General features: G+C 63.8%; 20 protein-coding genes. 9 read left to right on the top strand and 11 right to left on the bottom strand.

The window, feature by feature from the left end; translation table 11 throughout:
- Positions 1–27: 27 nt before the first annotated feature.
- The 3 genes from V5279_RS28865 (at position 28) to V5279_RS28850 (ending at position 3,598) form a co-directional block, all read left to right on the top strand.
- On the top strand, positions 28–780 hold the full coding sequence (locus V5279_RS28865; protein ID WP_338690391.1) for an alpha/beta fold hydrolase: 753 nt from the start codon (positions 28–30) through the stop codon (positions 778–780).
- A gap of 1,591 nt (positions 781–2,371) precedes the next feature.
- Positions 2,372–3,199, top strand: coding sequence for a serine O-acetyltransferase (gene cysE / locus V5279_RS28855; RefSeq protein WP_029081529.1), 828 nt, complete (start codon positions 2,372–2,374; stop codon positions 3,197–3,199).
- 186 nt (positions 3,200–3,385) lie between these two features.
- The gene (locus tag V5279_RS28850) at positions 3,386–3,598 is read left to right on the top strand and encodes a DUF3126 family protein (protein WP_024582483.1); all 213 of its coding nucleotides are present in this window, start codon (positions 3,386–3,388) and stop codon (positions 3,596–3,598) included.
- A gap of 96 nt (positions 3,599–3,694) precedes the next feature.
- Here V5279_RS28850 and V5279_RS28845 read toward each other — a convergent pair whose 3' ends face one another.
- Entirely contained in the window at positions 3,695–4,405 is a 711-nt protein-coding gene (locus tag V5279_RS28845; protein ID WP_338690386.1) for a hypothetical protein, read from the bottom strand.
- Positions 4,406–4,624: 219 nt separating this feature from the next.
- Between V5279_RS28845 and V5279_RS28840 the strand changes: the two genes are divergently transcribed.
- Both V5279_RS28840 and V5279_RS28835 read left to right on the top strand, forming a co-directional pair.
- On the top strand, positions 4,625–4,954 hold the full coding sequence (locus V5279_RS28840; protein WP_338690384.1) for a DUF6949 family protein: 330 nt from the start codon (positions 4,625–4,627) through the stop codon (positions 4,952–4,954).
- Between the two features lie 190 nt (positions 4,955–5,144).
- Positions 5,145–5,675: a gamma carbonic anhydrase family protein gene (locus V5279_RS28835; protein WP_029081524.1), complete on the top strand. Its 531-nt coding sequence runs from the start codon at positions 5,145–5,147 to the stop codon at positions 5,673–5,675.
- 128 nt (positions 5,676–5,803) lie between these two features.
- Here V5279_RS28835 and V5279_RS28830 read toward each other — a convergent pair whose 3' ends face one another.
- Both V5279_RS28830 and V5279_RS28825 read right to left on the bottom strand, forming a co-directional pair.
- The gene (locus V5279_RS28830; protein WP_338690382.1) at positions 5,804–6,058 is read right to left on the bottom strand and encodes a hypothetical protein; all 255 of its coding nucleotides are present in this window, start codon (positions 6,056–6,058) and stop codon (positions 5,804–5,806) included.
- 157 nt (positions 6,059–6,215) lie between these two features.
- Entirely contained in the window at positions 6,216–6,428 is a 213-nt protein-coding gene (locus V5279_RS28825; protein WP_338690380.1) for a hypothetical protein, read from the bottom strand.
- Between the two features lie 174 nt (positions 6,429–6,602).
- On the opposite strand from V5279_RS28825, the gene V5279_RS28820 reads away from it, so the two are divergent.
- Both V5279_RS28820 and V5279_RS28815 read left to right on the top strand, forming a co-directional pair.
- On the top strand, positions 6,603–7,118 hold the full coding sequence (locus tag V5279_RS28820; RefSeq protein ID WP_338690378.1) for a hypothetical protein: 516 nt from the start codon (positions 6,603–6,605) through the stop codon (positions 7,116–7,118).
- Positions 7,119–7,329: 211 nt separating this feature from the next.
- Positions 7,330–7,479, top strand: a complete 150-nt coding sequence (locus V5279_RS28815; RefSeq protein WP_166206607.1) for a hypothetical protein — start codon at positions 7,330–7,332, stop codon at positions 7,477–7,479.
- A 371-nt stretch (positions 7,480–7,850) separates the two neighbouring features.
- Here V5279_RS28815 and V5279_RS28810 read toward each other — a convergent pair whose 3' ends face one another.
- The 3 genes from V5279_RS28810 to V5279_RS28800 all read right to left on the bottom strand — a co-directional run bounded on the left by V5279_RS28810 (position 7,851) and on the right by V5279_RS28800 (position 9,704).
- Positions 7,851–8,342: a hypothetical protein gene (locus V5279_RS28810; RefSeq protein WP_338690376.1), complete on the bottom strand. Its 492-nt coding sequence runs from the start codon at positions 8,340–8,342 to the stop codon at positions 7,851–7,853.
- Positions 8,343–8,511: 169 nt separating this feature from the next.
- Positions 8,512–9,051, bottom strand: a complete 540-nt coding sequence (gene fabA / locus V5279_RS28805; RefSeq protein ID WP_414645628.1) for a bifunctional 3-hydroxydecanoyl-ACP dehydratase/trans-2-decenoyl-ACP isomerase — start codon at positions 9,049–9,051, stop codon at positions 8,512–8,514.
- A gap of 11 nt (positions 9,052–9,062) precedes the next feature.
- The gene (locus V5279_RS28800) at positions 9,063–9,704 is read right to left on the bottom strand and encodes a TetR/AcrR family transcriptional regulator (RefSeq protein ID WP_338690374.1); all 642 of its coding nucleotides are present in this window, start codon (positions 9,702–9,704) and stop codon (positions 9,063–9,065) included.
- A 221-nt stretch (positions 9,705–9,925) separates the two neighbouring features.
- Between V5279_RS28800 and V5279_RS28795 the strand changes: the two genes are divergently transcribed.
- Both V5279_RS28795 and V5279_RS28790 read left to right on the top strand, forming a co-directional pair.
- Entirely contained in the window at positions 9,926–10,051 is a 126-nt protein-coding gene (locus V5279_RS28795; RefSeq protein WP_283843185.1) for a hypothetical protein, read from the top strand.
- A 164-nt stretch (positions 10,052–10,215) separates the two neighbouring features.
- Positions 10,216–10,602 (top strand): hypothetical protein, encoded by a 387-nt coding sequence (locus V5279_RS28790; RefSeq protein ID WP_176422102.1) that lies wholly within the window; start codon positions 10,216–10,218, stop codon positions 10,600–10,602.
- A gap of 173 nt (positions 10,603–10,775) precedes the next feature.
- Here the strand turns inward: V5279_RS28790 and V5279_RS28785 are convergent, their stop codons facing one another.
- The 5 genes from V5279_RS28785 to V5279_RS28765 form a co-directional block, all read right to left on the bottom strand.
- Positions 10,776–11,390 (bottom strand): transglutaminase-like cysteine peptidase, encoded by a 615-nt coding sequence (locus tag V5279_RS28785; RefSeq protein ID WP_166297714.1) that lies wholly within the window; start codon positions 11,388–11,390, stop codon positions 10,776–10,778.
- Positions 11,391–11,723: 333 nt separating this feature from the next.
- Positions 11,724–12,341, bottom strand: coding sequence for a PilZ domain-containing protein (locus V5279_RS28780; RefSeq protein WP_029081516.1), 618 nt, complete (start codon positions 12,339–12,341; stop codon positions 11,724–11,726).
- 133 nt (positions 12,342–12,474) lie between these two features.
- Positions 12,475–14,037 carry an FAD-dependent monooxygenase gene (locus V5279_RS28775; RefSeq protein WP_338690360.1) on the bottom strand — a complete coding sequence of 521 codons (1,563 nt, stop codon included), beginning with the start codon at positions 14,035–14,037 and terminating at the stop codon, positions 12,475–12,477.
- A 278-nt stretch (positions 14,038–14,315) separates the two neighbouring features.
- The gene (locus tag V5279_RS28770; protein ID WP_414645959.1) at positions 14,316–15,146 is read right to left on the bottom strand and encodes an acyl-CoA desaturase; all 831 of its coding nucleotides are present in this window, start codon (positions 15,144–15,146) and stop codon (positions 14,316–14,318) included.
- Positions 15,147–15,507: 361 nt separating this feature from the next.
- Positions 15,508–16,194, bottom strand: a complete 687-nt coding sequence (locus V5279_RS28765; RefSeq protein WP_338690355.1) for an SGNH/GDSL hydrolase family protein — start codon at positions 16,192–16,194, stop codon at positions 15,508–15,510.
- Positions 16,195–16,264 lie beyond the last annotated feature (70 nt).

Below are 16,264 nucleotides of genomic sequence, written 5' to 3'. Positions count from 1 at the left end.
CAATCCCAAAAAACAACGGAATGGATGATGCCGAGTTTCCATCACGGCGACGTTGAAATTGCCTATATCGACGAAGGCGAGGGCGAGCCGATCGTGCTCGTGCACGGCTTCGCCTCGAGCAAGAACGTCAACTGGATCTATCCGACCTGGGTGTCGGATCTCGTCAAGGCTGGCCGGCGCGTCATCGCGCTCGACAATCGCGGCCACGGCGAATCCGCCAAGCTCTACGATGCCGCGCAGTACGAGATCGCGATCATGGCGAGCGACGTGATCGCGCTGATGGATCATCTTGGGATCGCGCGCGCCGACATCATGGGCTATTCGCTGGGCTCGCGGATGACAGCGATCCTTGCGCTCGAAAATTCCGATCGGGTGCGCTCGGCGATCCTGGGAGGCATCGGCATCGGGCTGATCGAGGGCGGCGGTCCCGGCGAGACCGTAGCCCTCGCGCTGGAGGCACCGTCGCTCGACGATGTCACCGATCCGGTCGGCCGCACCTTCCGCGCCTTTGCCGATCAGACCCGCTCCGACCGCCGCGCACTCGCCGCCTGCCTGCGCGGCTCGCGCCGGCTGATGACGCGCGAGGAGGCGGCCTGCATCCGCGTGCCGGTTCTGATCGCCGTCGGCAGCAAGGACGAGATCGCCGGCTCAGCGGCGGCGCTCGGCAGGATCATTCCGGGTTCGGAGGTGCTCGACATCCCGAACCGCGATCATATGCGGGCGGTCGGCGACAAGGTCTACAAGAGCGGCGTCATCGACTTCCTGTCGCGGCGAAAATAGCTCGTCGGCTTCGTTCTCCGCATCGTCCTTGGCGAAGGCGCGCGCCGCCGCGATCAGCACCACGAAGGTCGCAACCCATACCATGCGCGCGCCGTAACGGTCGTGCGGACCCGAGATCACGCCACAGATCACGGCATTGCCGAGCAGCGCGAGCATGACGGTGCCCGCCAGCAGCGTGAGGTCGTCGAGCCGCCGCTGCCACAGCCCGCGGCCGAACAGGATCACGACCAAAAGCATCGAGGCCAGTGCGACCGGCACATGGATGCGGTTGATGGCGGTGAAGTCGAGGCGCCAGCGCTGCTGTCGCGCGGCGCGCATCGGCGCGACCTGTTTGGGAATGTAGCGCGCGATGATGCCGTAGGTGTGCGGGATCCAGCCCGAGGAGCCTTCGCCGGTTGCGACATGCATCAGCTGGTCGACGGTGGCTTCCAGCGCCGCCTTGGCCTGCCATCCCGGATATTCGGCCAGCGAACGCTCCACGATGTAGCCCATCTCGTCATTCAGTCCCTGGAAGCGGCCGAGCGTGTTGAACATGCTGTGGCCCCACAGGAAGTCGTCGGCGGTCGGCGGCAGTTCGTTGCGATAGGGGCAGAGCTTCAGGTTCTCTTTCGCGCAATGGTCGCGCAGATATTGCGCCACGATGCCATCCTGCAGCATGCGGCCGAAGGCGACGCCTACTCCGCCGGGCGTCCAGGCAAGCTGCCCTGACAGCGCGAAATTCGCCGCCAGCAGCATCGCCGCGCCGGCGACGGCGGTCAGGCTGCCCTGCACGAGGCCCGCGATCGGGATGCGCCGGCCGAGCCACGGACGCAGCATCCAGCCGACGCAGCACAGGCCGAGCAGCACGGCGAGCGTCGCGCTGTGCGTTGAGGCCGAAAATGCGATGAAGCCAAACAGCACCGCCTTCTCCAGCGCCGCAATCCGTTCGCCGCGCAGGATGAGGATGAAGAGCGCGAGCACCGCGAGGCCGGCAAAGATGTCGGTCAGCAGCATGCTGGCGAGCCAGGGCAGGGCGGTGGTTGCGACCAGCGCGAGGCTGATCGCGATCAGCCTGACCGGCCGGGCGAGGTCGAGCACGCGCAACGTCAGCTGCAGGATCCACAGCGTCGCCAGGGTCTGGATGCCGAGGTTGAGCCAGAAGCCAGACGCCTCGCCGGCATGGAGGTAAATGCCGAACACCGTGGATCGGCTCGGCACCAGATAGCCCTCGTACCAGCGCGCCAGATAGCCGCCGGTATCCCATTGGAGCAGCGGATAGCCGTTCCAGAAGGCAGGGGCGAGCAGGAGCAGGGGGATGGCAATGGTGGCGATCCAGACCGACCGCGCGTCGGTCAGGCGGGCGCGTAAACTCCTGGTACTGATGTTGTTTCCCCCTTTTTATTGGGGCTGACCATGCCCAAAACCACACTCGCGACGAAATCCGCCAATAGTTGCAGAAGCACGGCTTGATTTCGGCAAAATCCCGACCAACTCCCCTAGACGCCGGCCCCGGGGGTGTTCGGTTGAGGTTTACCGTACCGAGCCATCCCGGGACGCGCTGGGTCCATCGTGCTATAACGCACATCAGAACAACCGAATTGCGAGAGCAGCCATGGCAGTTCATCAGGTCAATCCGCAGGGGGGAAAGCTGGCGGCGCTCGATCCGATCTGGGATCGAATCCGCGGCGAGGCGGAAGACATCCTGCGGCGCGAGCCGGAACTCGCATCCTTCATCTATGCGACCGTGCTGCATCATGAGCGCCTGGAAGATTCGGTGGTCCATCGCATCGCCGAGCGGCTCGATCACGCGGCGCTGTCGGGCGACCTGATCCGCCAGACCTATGACGAGGCGTTGCGCGATGCGCCCGATATCGGCAACGCCTTCCGCGCCGACCTCGTCGCCGTTTATGATCGCGATCCCGCGACCTCGCGCTTCATCGATCCCTTGCTCTACTTCAAGGGCTTTCACGCGCTGCAGACCCATCGTCTCGCGCACTGGCTGCATCAGAAGGGCCGCAAGGATTTTGCGTTCTACCTGCAGAGCCGCTCGTCGGCGGTGTTCCAGACCGACATCAACCCGGCCGCCAGGATCGGCCGCGGCATCTTCCTCGATCACGCCACCGGTTTCGTCTGCGGTGAGACGGCCGTCATCGAGGACGATGTCTCGATCCTGCATGGCGTCACGCTCGGCGGCACCGGCAAGGAGAACGAGGACCGCCATCCGAAGATCCGCCACGGCGTGCTGATCGGTGCCGGCGCCAAGATCCTCGGCAATATCGAGATCGGTCATTGCGCGCGCATCGCGGCAGGCTCCGTCGTGGTCAAGCCTGTGCCGCACAACGTCACGGTTGCGGGCGTGCCGGCAAAAATCGTCGGCGAAGCCGGATGTGCGGAGCCGTCACGCACCATGGACCAGATGCTCAACGCGATCGGTCTTTGATTTCACTCGTTTTCTGACCGCGGCGCGTTTTTCAGCAAAGTGGACGCCGGTTCGCGTCAGGAAAACGCGTCAAAACATGAATTGCGTGCGCAACATCACGTCGCCAAAGCCCGAAAAGGCTCTGGCGATCTTTGCCGTCTCGTCCTAAAACTCCCCCGAAAATCATCGACCCGATTGGAGACGGCCGTGGACGTTCAGGAAGTCAGGAAGCTCGACGCGTATCTCAAACGCGTGTTCAGCAATCCCAAGATCCGCGTGGTGCCGCGGCCCAAGAAGGACGACTCGGCCGAGGTCTATATCGGCGAGGAGTTCATCGGCGTGCTGTTCGTCGACGACGAGGACGATGATCGCTCGTTCCAGTTCCAGATGGCGATCCTGGAAGAAGATCTGAGCGAGTAAAGGCCGAACGGCCTCGCTGCCTGTCGCGCTGTCACGACGGGGCGCGCGAATGCGCGCCCGATATCAGGCTTCTCTCTGCCCGCAATGACGAGGAGGCTAGCCCTTCGCGCTGTGCATCTGTGCGGAGAGGCGGTTCATCGCGGTGGCGATGTCGCGCCATTGCGCGAGCCAGCCGCGCGGAAAGCGGAAGGTCAGATCGGCGCCCTCGATGCGCTGCTCACTCAGGCACATGCCGGGCGTCGAGCTATCGCGCGTGCAGCGCGCGGTCAGCTGCGGCTCGCTCGCGGTGAACAGGTCCTCGCCGCCATAGGGCGTGCCGTCGCGGAATGCGCGCGTCGTCAAGCCGTCATCGGTCGTCGCGCGCTCGTCCAGATAGCGCGGATAGATCGTGCGTAGCCGCATCTCGGGTGCGAGTGAATCGTGGTGCGCCGCGATCGACACGAAGATCCGGTCGATCGGCTGCACCTTGTCCTCGACGGTGTCGGCACTGTAGTGCTTCGGCGCGGCAGGTGCCTCCAGCGACGGATAGAGGATGCTCAGATCGACACGCTCCTGCGGCCCGGAATGGCGCTGGATCTTCATGCGCACGGCCATGGGCGGCACGTTGAACAGCGTGCCGCCGACGCTCACCGGCAGCCGCGACGGATCGCTCGGCGGGGCGGTGGTGTAGGTCGGCCACAACAGATAGGCGACCAGCGTGATCGCGCCGGCTGCGATCACTGCCGAGGCGATGACCGGAACGAGATGCGCGCGCGGGTTGCGGCGGGTGTCGCGGGCGAGATGCTGGGCCGTCGAAAGAAGCGTCATGGGCGAAGCTGAGAGCAGGCCGGGAGTGGCCGAATCACCTGCCGAATATGCCACGAGGCGAGGAATTTCCGTACGATTCCAATGGAATCCCAAATTGATTGGCCATGCGCAAACGCCGCGCCGGAGTGGTCCGGTTAACCTTTCCTTAAGGATGATGTGGCGGCCGTCCGCCAATTCTGCGAAGCAGGGTGAGTGGCCTGTTGCGTAGCGGAAGTGCCGATGTCGCCCGATACCCTGAATTCCCTGTTCTCGCTCTTCATTGGCTTCGCGCTCGCCGGCGCATTGGCCAGCGGTTATCAGGCCATGGCCGAGCGCCCGGCCGGCTTCGGCCTGCTGCAGGAGGGCGTGGCGCCGAGGACCTTTGCCGCGGTCCCGTTCCTCGTCTTCGCCGCACCGTTCATCATCATGCGCAACACGCTGCGCGGCGCCCGCATCGAGCGCCGCCGTTTCGAATTCGTGATGATGGCAACCGTGATCTCCGGCTTCTGGAGCCTGATGTCGGGCACCTTCTTCATGATGACGCTGCGCGCCGCCGGCGTGCTCGCCTGATCCGGTCGCGATCCGCGCGGATCAATGACTGCGGTTGCTTGAAACCACATCAGTCGCTGTGCCAATGTCGCCCCCACCAGAGCTTCGGTTCTGATTAATCGGAACCGAAAGCGCCGGATTGTCATTTTGACGCGTTTTCTTCACGCGAACCGGTGTCCACTTCGCTCGAAAACGCTCCAGGGAGACCTTCATGGCGATCTACGAACTCGACGGGCAGGGGCCCGATCTTCCCGCTGACGGCAGCTACTTCATCGCCGACAATGCCGTTGTGATCGGCAAGGTGCGCCTCAAGTCCGCGGCGAGCGTCTGGTTCGGCGCCGTGCTGCGCGGCGACAACGAGTGGATCGAGATCGGCGAGGGCTCCAACGTCCAGGACAATTCGACCCTGCATGTCGATCCCGGCTTCCCCCTGACCATCGGCAACCACGTCACCATCGGCCACAACGCGATCGTGCACGGCTGCACGCTGGAAGACGGCGTGCTGATCGGGATGGGATCGATCGTGATGAACGGCGCGCGCATCCGGCGCGGCAGTGTCGTCGGCGCCGGCTCCGTCATCACCGAGGGCAAGGAATTTCCGGAATACTCCCTGATCATCGGTGCGCCCGCACGCGTGGTGCGCACGCTCGACGCTGCCCAGATCGAGGCGTTGTCGCGGCCGGCGAAGTCCTACGCGATCAGGGGCCCGCAGTACAAAGCCGGGCTGAAGAAGATCGGCTAAGGCATGATCCGGAAAAGTGCGAAGCGGTTTTCCCTGCGACAAACGCGAAGCGTTTGCGTGGAGATCATGCTTAAGCAAGAACCAGAAGCGCGATGATGATTCAACCCAATCTCATCGCGCTTTAGCCCTCAGCGCTTCCGGCCCTGCCTGCGTGCGCGCTTCGGTGCTGCGCCGCCTGGCTTTGCTGTCTCCTGCAGTCTTGCTGCCCCCTGAAGTCTTGCGCTCTTGCGCAGCGCATCCTTCAGGTCGATCGGAATACCGTGCTTCTTGAAGAGGTCGGCGAAGGCCTCGTCCGCGAGCTCCTGCAGGGTCGCCATCCGGTCGCGGCCAAGCTGCTTCAGCTTGTCGAACGTGTCGTCGTCAAACTCGATCAGCTTGCGCAAATTGCATTGCTCCCAAACTGTATTGCTCCAACGCCTGCCGGAACCGGGGTTTCGCGGACTCGTTGATGTCCGCAAGGGAGAATTCCGTGCGCAAATTATCCGCCACCGCCGCGTTAGCGACAATCGCCATTCTGCTGGCGCCAGCGGTTACCGTCGCTCAAAGCACCGGGAGCGGCAGCCCCTCGTTGGCCACCCCGACGCCACCGCAGGTCACGTCGCCGCCGCCCGGCACCACCAGCGCCGGCACGGCGCAATCCTCCGGCCGGCTGAACAGCGGTATAGGCGTCACCACCGGATCGGCGTCGACCGAAAGCATCGACAAGGCAATCGCCGACGAGAACAGGATGGTCGATCGCCGGATGAACGGCATCTGCCGCGGCTGTTAGCTTTTCGACGGCTGCGTCTTCGATGAACGACGGTCGCGTAGAAGTGAGTGCGACAAAGGCGCGCGGCGGAAGCTGCGGTCCTACATTGAGTTAGCATGCGCAGGACGCGGCGGAGGAGGCTTGAAAAGAAAAGCCTTGGAAAGAAGGAGTAACGGGTGATGTTGCGTAAAACGATGATTGCCTTGTTGGCTGCGGCATCGGTCGGCCTGTTCACGGCCGACGCCGCGTCGGCGCGCGGCGGTTTTGGCGGCGGCGGTTTCCACGGTGGTGGTGGTGGCGGCTTCCGCGGCGGCGGCGGTTTCGGCGGCTTCCATGGCGGCGCTTTCCGCGCGATGGGCGGAGGCGGCGGCTTCCGCTCGGCTGCAATCGGCGGCGGCGGTTGGGCTGGCCGCGGTTGGGCTGGCCGCGGTTGGCACGGCGGAGGCTGGCACGGTGGCGGATTCCGGCGCGGCTGGGGCTATCCGTTCGCTGCTGCAGCGGTTGGGTTCGGACTCGGGTACGGCGCTTACGATTACTATGACGGCTACTATGGCAATCCGTATTACGCGGGCTATGGCTACGACGACGGCTACGGCTATGGCTATGGCTACAGTGATGGCGGCTGCTACGTCGTTCGTCGTCGCATGCTGACGCCGTACGGCTGGCAGATCCGCCCCGTGCAGGTTTGCAACTGAGCCATCCACTGACGCATGGCCAGTCCATTCGATTGCCATGGTGATGGTTTTGGAATGGTTGGCGCGGCCTCGATGTTGCGATGCGAGGGCTACGTTGGCGGTCGTGCACTGGTATGCGGCTTGCTTCGCATTTCGGCAGTTGATGCGTGAACGCGTCGCGAAAACAAAAGGCCCGGCTGCGATTTGAGCCGGGCCTCAGAGGACAATAGAGATGCTGACCATTCCTGATCTGACATTGCTGTTCATGGTCGTTGTGTCGAGTCTCGCCGTTGCGTTGATCTACATGCTCCATCAGCTCGAGCCGAAGCTTGCCCGGCTGAGGCTGCGAGTTGATCGCGCCCGCCGCGAACGCATCGGTTAAGTCCGCAACGCTGCACGCGGGGTTTCGATCAGCTCGAGCCCGCCGCGCCGCGGTTTCGCTCTTCTTTGCGCATCGCTGCGCGGGTGCAGCTGTCCCGAGCGCGCCAATGATAGTCGGGAAGGGTGGGCCGCATTCCAAGGCCCTCAAAAGAACAAGGCCGTCGACGTAGTATACCGTCAACGACCTTGCCAGCCCCGGATATTGAAATCGGCTCACGCCATCCGGTTATTTGAAGATGACTCGGATTCGAAGTCCGATATGTGAACCAGTTCACAAAGTCAGGATTAATTCCCGCTAACGGGCACTTGATCGGTTTCGCGGAATTTTACGGGCCGGCCGATTGGGGAGCGCCGTGGAGACCTCGCGAGGGATCAACCGCGCGATCGGTGGCGCTTCCGGCTGGCGCTGCGGCTGGCCTTCGAGCGCTTGCGCGGGGAGGGCTCGGCGGCCGGCTCGTTGGCCTGTGCGCTCGCCAGTGACTGGCGCAGGCCCTCGACCTGTTCGGTCAATTGGGCGACCTGATCGGACAGCTTCTTGGCGTCGGCCTGCTGCGCCGCGAACTGCTTGCGCATGGTCTGCAGCTCGTCCTGGACCAGTTGCAATTGGTCGATCGCTTCCTGCTGGGTCTCCTCGATTCCCTTGGTCTTCTCCACCAGGGCCTCGGAGACCTGTGCGGTCCTAGCCTGCAACAGACGGGTGGCGACCATGCGGTCGGTCTCGGGCACGTTGCCGGTGAAGCTGCGCCACAGCGCGATCGAGCCAATTCCGAACAGCACGAGCACAAGCGCCACGGCGCCGATCGCGATCGGCTGCACGCCAATCAGGCTGCCGACTGGTGAATTCCGGGGGGCAAGTTCGACCATGCGACCAGAACCGGACATCAATTGAAAGATTTTGATTAGCACAACCGCGGCGCGGGCAAAACCCGGGGTCCGCTAGACCCATGCGGCGACAGCGAAATTTGCCGACAACTGCACGCGCTGCCCCAAAACGGGACGGCTTCCGACCGGCCGACGGGCCTGCCGCCGCAGGTCAGGTCGCGGGCGCGACGAGGCCAACCCGCATGTCCTTCGCGACATAGACGCAGCCGCCGTCGGCAAGCACGCGGCCATCGGCGATGCCGAGCACCAGCCGGCCGCGCCTGACCTGGCGGATGTCGACCTCATAGCGGACCAGCCGGACGTCCGGCGTGATGTGGCCCCTGAACTTGACCTCGCCGACCCCAAGCGCCCGGCCTTTGCCCGGCGAGCCCGACCATCCGAGCCAGAAGCCGATGATCTGCCACATCGCATCGAGACCGAGACATCCCGGCATCACGGGATCGCCGGCAAAGTGACAGGCGAAGAACCAGTGGCCGGGTGCAATGTCGAGCTCGGCGGCGACATGGCCCTTGCCGAAGGCGCCGCCGTCGAGGCTGATTTCGGTGATGCGGTCCATCATCAGCATCGGTGGCGCCGGCAGCTGGGCGTTGCCGGGGCCGAAATAGCCGCCCTCGCTCGATCGCAGCAGATCCGGCCTTGTGTAGGACGATTGCGGTGTGTGAAAATCGTGCGGGTTGAACAAGCTGGCCATTGAAATTGCGGTTATTGTTGAACGTTAGGGCGGCTTCGCCGCATGGTGTTTGACGGCCCGGATTGAGCCTCCGCAGGCAGCCGCAGCGCGGCCGCCATGAAGGCCCAGATGTCGTCGGTCAGCTGAGCCGGATCGGGCCGCCGTTCGCCGGTGAGTGCGCCAATCAGCGCCTGGCGGATGCCGCCGATCATCAGCGCGATGGTGAGGTGAGCGTCGATGTCGCCGGATACGATCCCGTCGCGCCGGGCGGCTTCAAGCATCCGGGCACCGGCTGCGAGCTGGCGGCGGGTGAAGGCGGTCTCGACATCGAGGACCTCGGACGCGCGGCTCAGCGGTCCAATGACCAGCGGCGCAAACGGATGATCGTAGTGGAAGGCGACGTAGGCCCCGATCCGCTGCCTTTCCCGGTCCGCCCAGCTCTCGGCTGACAGCCTGGCACCGGCGAATGCCGCCTGATCCAGCCGGTCGTAGAACTCCTCGACCACGGCGGCGATCAGGCCGGCCTTGGAGCCGAAGTGATGATAGGAGAGCCCCACCGACACCTGCGCCCGCCTGGCGACGGCCTGCATCTCCAGGTGCCCATGGCCCTCGATGAGCTCCTCTTGCGCCGCCGCGAGCAGCCGTTCCCGTGTCCCAGGACTCGTCGTGCTCATTGGTTGCTCATCGCTTGGTCATCCGCTGAATTGAATTCAATTCAATATCGCTGCTGCCAGCATGTCAGGCCTCCGATGCCTGAAGGCGCAGTGAACCGGTGGAGGGCCTGCGATGGCGTTTACGATCAAGACCGAGATCCCCGATCCACGGGCGAAGGCGTTCAGCTTCACCGCCCAGAAAACCATGCATAAGCGGCGGGCACGTCGCCACAGACGACATCGTGGTCCTGTTTGCCAGCGAGAATGAGGTCGGCCGCGAGCTCAACTTTAAATTCTATCGCCAGGCCACCAACAAGATCGTCGGCATCACGGACGAGGCTGCGTCCTTTCTCGATCGCTTCTTCTGAGGCCTGCGGTCGGGAACCGGGCGTTACCCGAGGTCCTACTGATTGCAGGAGGCCCCGCCCGGAGTTAGAATATTGGCCAGTTAATACCTTTTTCGATCAGGTTTTTAAGCAGGCCTTCTGCAAAGCGGGCTCTGCTACGTTCTGTTAGCACGCTGGGGGAAGCGATGGGCGCCGACAAGGTTCTGTTGCCAATTTTCGTTGTCTACGCATTGGGCTGCATCTTCACGATCGGCGCCTTCTACCGCGATCGCGAGCGCTCGATCGGCGTCAAGCAGATCATTTGCACCCTCATCTGGCCGATCTGGTGGCCGGTCGCGAACGGTTTCGGGCCGATGCTCGATGCCATCGATAATGCCGTGACGGCGACGGATGGCAGGAAGAGCATCTCGTTTGCGCTGGGGCTTTTCGCTGCCGGTCACTGCCTGTCGAGCAGTTGGGGCGATTGCGGCGGCGCTGTTGCCTGCAGCGGAGTGCTTTTGAAGAGCACCGCGATGTTCTTTCCACCGCTGAACTTCGTCTATGTGACCTGGCTGGTTACGCAATTCGCGTAGCGACGCGCGCCTGCCTGCGTTGCAAGCCTCGATCACCTTCATCCGTCAAGGCTTTCCAGCCCCCAAAAAGGTTGCGCCCACCCTTTGGGGGAAGGGTGGGCGCGCGCGAACCGGTCTGGGACGGGGAGGGGTGGGGATGTGACCGGGTCGCGAACTCGAAATTCCTGTTCTGCTCAGCGCGAGCTTGCCGTTGAGACTGCCGGGCGGTTGTCGCCGAGCGAGACCCACACATTGGGATCGCTCTGCGATTGCCGCTTGACGAAGCGGTAGCCGGTCTCCGTCCAGGCGACGATGCTCTCGTTCTGGTTATCGAGCACGAACTCGCCCTTGTCGGTCTTCACCGTCAGCACCGCGTGGCCTTCGCCCTTCTTGTCGCGGACAACCGTGATCAACAGCGCCTCGCGCGGCCAGCCGGCATCCATCAGCATCTTGCGCTTCAGGAGCACGTAGTCCTCGCAGTCGCCGTAACCGTCGGATGGCAACGACCATTTCTCGATCACGCCCCAATGATCCATGTCGGTCATCGGCTTGATTGACTCATTGACCCACTTGTTGACCCGCACCAGGTCGCGCCAGGCGGTCTGCGACAACACGATGTCGCGTGGTTGCGTCGCGCTGCCGCGGCATTCGCCCGGATTGTCGGCGCAGAATTCGACCCAGCCGATCGGCGAACGCGCGACGTCACCCAGGCTGGCGTAGACCACGTCGCCGGCCTTGGCCGACACGCACGTCGCAAACAGGATGGCGGCAACTGCCAAACCTTTCCCCTGTCCCCTGAACCCAAACATTGTGGCCCCCGTTCTTCTTGTTGGGACCACGTTTCGCACAAAGCTTTTTCGCCGCCGCTAAGTACGCAAAGTAGATTTGACGCGAATACTCGTAAAATCCGCCGCTAATTCGATCTATACTTGAATCGAATTCGCATAAAATTTGAAACAACTGCAATTGATTCAAATTTTATGCATTAACTCGGCGCGCGCTGCGCCTGTGCGGTTTGTTGCGCCAAACGCGCCGGCCGTTAACCGCCGATTTCACCAGCCCAAACGCGGCGAAGGCGGCCACCGGTACACCGGAGGCCGCCTTCGCGGGCTGAAAACGGGGGGCTTGAGCGGCTTTTCGCTTTACCTCGCGGTAACGCTCTCTTCGAGCGTTTCCGCGGACTGCTCGTGGACGAACTCGAGCGCGAAGCCTTCCTCGAGATTTCGCACCACGCGGGACTGCACCTTGCCGAGCATCACGAGCGACTTCAGCGGCGGACGGTTCTCCGCGGCAATCGCGGCACCGGACAACGAAAGGTCGATGATGCGGCAGGTCATCCGCGTGCCGTCCTCCTGGGTGAGCAGGGCGATCGGGTTGCGCGGCACGATACGGTCGTGGCGGCGATCCTCGGGCAGATTGAGGATATCGCGGTTGGCGAGCCAGGTGAGCTGGGCGGCGAGCTTGTCGCGCTTGCGCGCGGTGGCGCCGATCGTCATCGCAAAGCCGTTGTCGATGATACGGGTGATGCGGCCTTCGACCCGGCCGATATGGTCGAGATAGGCGATCACGCGGTCGCCGACATTGCCGATGCCCGGCGCCAGCAGCGCGAGGCCACCCGGGGACATGTTGATAATCTGGCAGGGAAACTCGCGCCGGTCGGGCAGCATGTAGCGGCCGAGCAGGTGCACCTTGACGCGCTGGAAGCGCCGCCGCTCCTCGGCTACGGGGACGACGGTAGTTTTCTTCTGTGCAAACGACATCACAACAAACCCGGCCGCCGTCCATTCGGAGCCCCGATGACCCTAAGGCTGATAGGGTTAACGGGGCGTTACGGTTGTGGCAGGGAACCCGGACACGGAGCGAGAGAGTTTCACGCGCGCCGTGCCCGAGGACTTAGGCGCGTTCATGCGCCGCGTCAGCTTCGCCGAACCATCGTGCCATGGCTTGAGCGGCGTCCTCGAGGTCAGCGGCAGCGTTGGTGGCCCAGGCGACGAAGCCATCGGGGCGCACCAGCACCGCGCGCAAGCCCAGTCGATCCCGGGCGTCGCTTGCGACATAGGTGATCCGCTTGCTCCAGCGAACTGCAACGGCCTGCAGGGAAGCGCACGCGTCAAAGTCGAGCAGCAGTCCGCGCCCATTCCTGAGCCACTCGCCGAGCCTGCTCCCGCAGGCGAGCTCGAAGTCGGGCGCGCTGCGGCCGACCAGCGGATGGCTGTCGCCAAGATCGTAGCGCAGCGAAACACCCCACACGCGCTCGGCAAAGTAGGTCGTGCCGTCGGGCGTCTCGATCAGATCGCGGATGATGGCTTCGAGCGCGCGCGAACTCCGGCTCGGCCGCATCAGCGCGACCTGGGCGCGCGACCAGTCGAGAATCTGCGCGCCCACCGGATGCCGCTCATTGAAATAGCTGTCGAGCAGATCGGCCGGCGCGTCGCCGCGGATCGTGGCGGCGAGCTTCCAGCCGAGATTCATCGCATCGCCAAGCCCGAGGTTGAGGCCTTGGCCGCCGAGCGGCGAATGGATGTGCGCTGCGTCGCCGGCGAGCAGCACGCGCCCGCTTCGGTAAGCCGTCGCCTGACAGGCGCGATCGGTCCAGGTGGTGGCAAGCCGGAGCGCAGTCAAGGTGACGTCGGTGCCGGAGACATGACGCAACACCGCCTCCACATGCTCAAGCGTGATCTCCTGGGTGCGGTGGAAGGCGCCGCCGTCGAACGCGACCATCGCGATGGTGCCGGGCCGTGCGTAAGTGTACATGCCCGTCGGCGTGTAGTGGCGGCCCGGGCGGAGTTTTTCCGGATCGGCGATCTCGACTTCGACCGAATAGCCGGTGAATTCGGGATCGGTGCCGGCGAATGCGAAGCCGCCGGCCTTGCGCACCGCGCTGCGGCCGCCGTCACAACCGACCAGCCAGCGTCCGTCGAAGATCTCGCCACTGGCGCGAACGGTCACGCCGTCTTCCGACTGTTCGAAATCCTCGACGGCCAGCGCGCGCCTGATCTCTACCCCCATCGCGGTTGCGCGCGCAGCCACCGCGGATTCGAGCGACTCCATATCGATCGCCATGCTGGTGCCGGCCGGACCCGGCAGGCGAAACCGCCACTTCGAGGTGTCGATATCATGGTGGTAAAACTGGATGCCCGCGAAATGGCCGGCCGGGCGGCGCGGCTGTTGCACCCGGTGCGCTTCATTCGATGCGTTGCTGTCCGCGTCAACCTTCGCGCGCTGCGGCGGCGCGATGTCGTCCAGCATCCCGCGGCGGTAGAACGCCTCGATGCTGGGCGCCGACAGGCCGCGCATGCCGAACGGCAGCCGCTTCAACGGCGAGCGCGCCTCCGCGGCCTGCTCCAGCACCAGCACCGAGAGCTCCGCGAGCCGCAGCTCACAGGCAAGCAGCAGGCCGACGGGGCCGGCGCCGGCGATCACGACATCATGGGGAAGGGGGTGACCGTTGTGCATGAACTACTCCTGTGTCGATGTTCGACCGGAGCGGTTCGTCGGGTTGAGAACCACACGGACGAACATTGGACGCTTCGATGGCGTCCGGTGTTCGTCGTGGGGATCTCATGCACGAGGCAGAAGACCAGAGCTTTCGTTTTCGAAGGGACTTCGTTTTCGAAGGGACTTCGTCTTCGAGAGGACTTGGGCTTACCAAACCAAGTCTGCCTTTTCCGACGCGGGCTGTATAAAGGGATGGCGATCGATCTGCAACTGGCGTGCGGACCAATACACGGCCGCTATGTCCCGGCGACCGCGTCAGCTGTGCCCAGGTCGTCGACGCGGCGCGCGCCCGGGCGCGGCGCAAGATTGTCCGGCGTTTTGATGTTGCTTGCGAGTCCTGCGGCCTCGAACGTTTTGATCAGCCACCAGCCGAGATCGGTCTGACCCCGCAGCAGCCCGAGCTTCGCGGAGCTCGGATACGCATGGTGGTTGTTGTGCCAGCTTTCGCCCATGCTGATCAGCCCGGCGATGCCGATATTGTAGCCCTGGGCCGCGACTCCCTCGATGATCCAGGTCTGTCCGCCCTTGCGATGCGAGTAATGACCGATCAGCCAATGACCGGTGACGCAGACGGCGACGCGGACACAGACGCCCCAGACCAGCCAGCTCCATGAGCCGATCGCAACGAACAGCAGCGCCCAGGGCAATTGCTGCCACATCCAGGTTCGCTCGACCAAGGCGTAGAAGCGGTCATTGGCGAGTCGTGGTTCGAGCTGGAAGACCGGCGGGTGTTTCAACACCAGCGTGCAATGCAATTGCCACCAGGCATCGCGCCAGAAGCCGGCGCGGTGGCAGGAGTAGTCGTGACACGCGGCCTGGCGTTGCGCCCAGTCGCGGAAATCATGCAGCCGTACCATGCCGTAGGGGCCGGCCATGCCGACCAGCGTGCCGAGATAGACGCAGAGCCGTTCGAGCCACAGCGGGCAGTCGAAGCTTGCATGGATCAGGCGGCGGTGCATGCCGACCGAATGCCCGAAGCACAGGGTGATCGCGCTGGTCACGATGAACAGCGCGAATGCACTCCACGAGAACGTCATTGGTCCAAACATGATCGCGACCGCGGTCATGGTGCCGAGCCACAGCGATTTCGCTGGCGCCCATCGCACCTGTCCGTCCAGCGGTCGGCGCTGCTATCCGCAAGAATTCGTTCGGAGCCGGGCTGCAGCTTCATTCCATCACCTGAGGTTGTGTCGCAGGTTGCGGTGAAGCGATCGTCGCTGTCAATTGGCCGCGCACGTCCGTCATGTCGCAGCCGGTATTGGCATGTCCGGCGGCTTCACCTGGCCTGTCGTGATTTAGTCAGCTCACGGGGCGGAGACGTTCGATCATGCGACTGAGACTCTGGTTTGCGCTCCTTGCAGCCGTCCGGCGTCGATACTCCCGCTCGAGATCGCCTCGCCTTGGAAATCCGGGGCCCCGTGAAGCGGCTCAGTTGCTGCTGAGGTTTGTCCTGACGATCTGCGTCAACTGCTCATATCCCGTCCTTGTCAGGTGAAGCAGGTCTTCGCGGTAGTTGGCGCAGGGCGTGCTGTTCTGGCAGGCGATCGCCGATGCATCGAGGACGCGGTACTTCTGCACCGACTTCTCTCGCGACGAGAGCGATGCGTTGACGGCTGAAATATTTTCCTTTGCGCCCGTCATATTCGGGCCGCGCGGCAAAATGAGAATCTGGACCAGATGGGCCTTTGGCCAGATCCGGCTGATGCGGTCAAACAGATGGTCAAAGGCAAGCCGGACGCCGCACGGCTTGTCCAGGTAGATGTTGTTCGTGCCAAGCAGCAGGATCACGGACTGAGGTTGGATGCGCTTGAGCTGTTGTTCGAATGAGGTCAGTAGCCACAGCGTATTCTGGATGCGATCTCGACCGACCCCGAGATTCAGGACGGGATGTCCCGCAGCGAGCGAGGAAGCGAGGTCTTCCGGCCAGGCTTCGACCAGCGAGTCGCCAAGCATCACGATCGAGGCCTGGGCGGGCAGCGAGCTGACGTTCTTCAGATCGCGCCGAAGCGCATTTGCGGAGTCGGGGATCGTCGGCGTCGACGCGATCTGCTGGTCCGCCTCATCGCATGCGGGTCCGCTCAATGGCGCGGCACGCGCTGATGAGATCGTGGCCATTGCAACGATTGACAATGCAAGCGGGATGGTTCGAAGTCGAAGTCTGAGCATATGCTGACAGCCGTTGGGG

It is taken from the genome of Bradyrhizobium sp. 26S5 (assembly GCF_036923295.1).
In the GTDB taxonomy this organism is placed as follows: Bacteria; Pseudomonadota; Alphaproteobacteria; order Rhizobiales; family Xanthobacteraceae; genus Bradyrhizobium; species Bradyrhizobium septentrionale.
The sequence above is the reverse complement of the archived record's forward strand: the minus strand, read 5'-3'. Positions and strand labels throughout refer to the sequence as shown.

Coding starts and splice junctions, on each gene's coding strand:
- V5279_RS28865 (WP_338690391.1), top strand. CDS start 28: ATGCCGAGTTTCCATCACGGCGACGTTGAAATTGCCTATATCGACGAA.
- cysE (WP_029081529.1), top strand. CDS start 2,372: ATGGCAGTTCATCAGGTCAATCCGCAGGGGGGAAAGCTGGCGGCGCTC.
- V5279_RS28845 (WP_338690386.1), bottom strand. CDS start 4,405: ATGACGCTTCTTTCGACGGCCCAGCATCTCGCCCGCGACACCCGCCGC.
- V5279_RS28840 (WP_338690384.1), top strand. CDS start 4,625: ATGTCGCCCGATACCCTGAATTCCCTGTTCTCGCTCTTCATTGGCTTC.
- V5279_RS28835 (WP_029081524.1), top strand. CDS start 5,145: ATGGCGATCTACGAACTCGACGGGCAGGGGCCCGATCTTCCCGCTGAC.
- V5279_RS28825 (WP_338690380.1), bottom strand. CDS start 6,428: ATGCCGTTCATCCGGCGATCGACCATCCTGTTCTCGTCGGCGATTGCC.
- V5279_RS28820 (WP_338690378.1), top strand. CDS start 6,603: ATGTTGCGTAAAACGATGATTGCCTTGTTGGCTGCGGCATCGGTCGGC.
- V5279_RS28815 (WP_166206607.1), top strand. CDS start 7,330: ATGCTGACCATTCCTGATCTGACATTGCTGTTCATGGTCGTTGTGTCG.
- V5279_RS28810 (WP_338690376.1), bottom strand. CDS start 8,342: ATGGTCGAACTTGCCCCCCGGAATTCACCAGTCGGCAGCCTGATTGGC.
- fabA (WP_414645628.1), bottom strand. CDS start 9,051: ATGGCCAGCTTGTTCAACCCGCACGATTTTCACACACCGCAATCGTCC.
- V5279_RS28800 (WP_338690374.1), bottom strand. CDS start 9,704: ATGAGCACGACGAGTCCTGGGACACGGGAACGGCTGCTCGCGGCGGCG.
- V5279_RS28790 (WP_176422102.1), top strand. CDS start 10,216: ATGGGCGCCGACAAGGTTCTGTTGCCAATTTTCGTTGTCTACGCATTG.
- V5279_RS28785 (WP_166297714.1), bottom strand. CDS start 11,390: ATGTTTGGGTTCAGGGGACAGGGGAAAGGTTTGGCAGTTGCCGCCATC.
- V5279_RS28780 (WP_029081516.1), bottom strand. CDS start 12,341: ATGTCGTTTGCACAGAAGAAAACTACCGTCGTCCCCGTAGCCGAGGAG.
- V5279_RS28775 (WP_338690360.1), bottom strand. CDS start 14,037: ATGCACAACGGTCACCCCCTTCCCCATGATGTCGTGATCGCCGGCGCC.
- V5279_RS28770 (WP_414645959.1), bottom strand. CDS start 15,146: ATGACCGCGGTCGCGATCATGTTTGGACCAATGACGTTCTCGTGGAGT.
- V5279_RS28765 (WP_338690355.1), bottom strand. CDS start 16,194: ATGGCCACGATCTCATCAGCGCGTGCCGCGCCATTGAGCGGACCCGCA.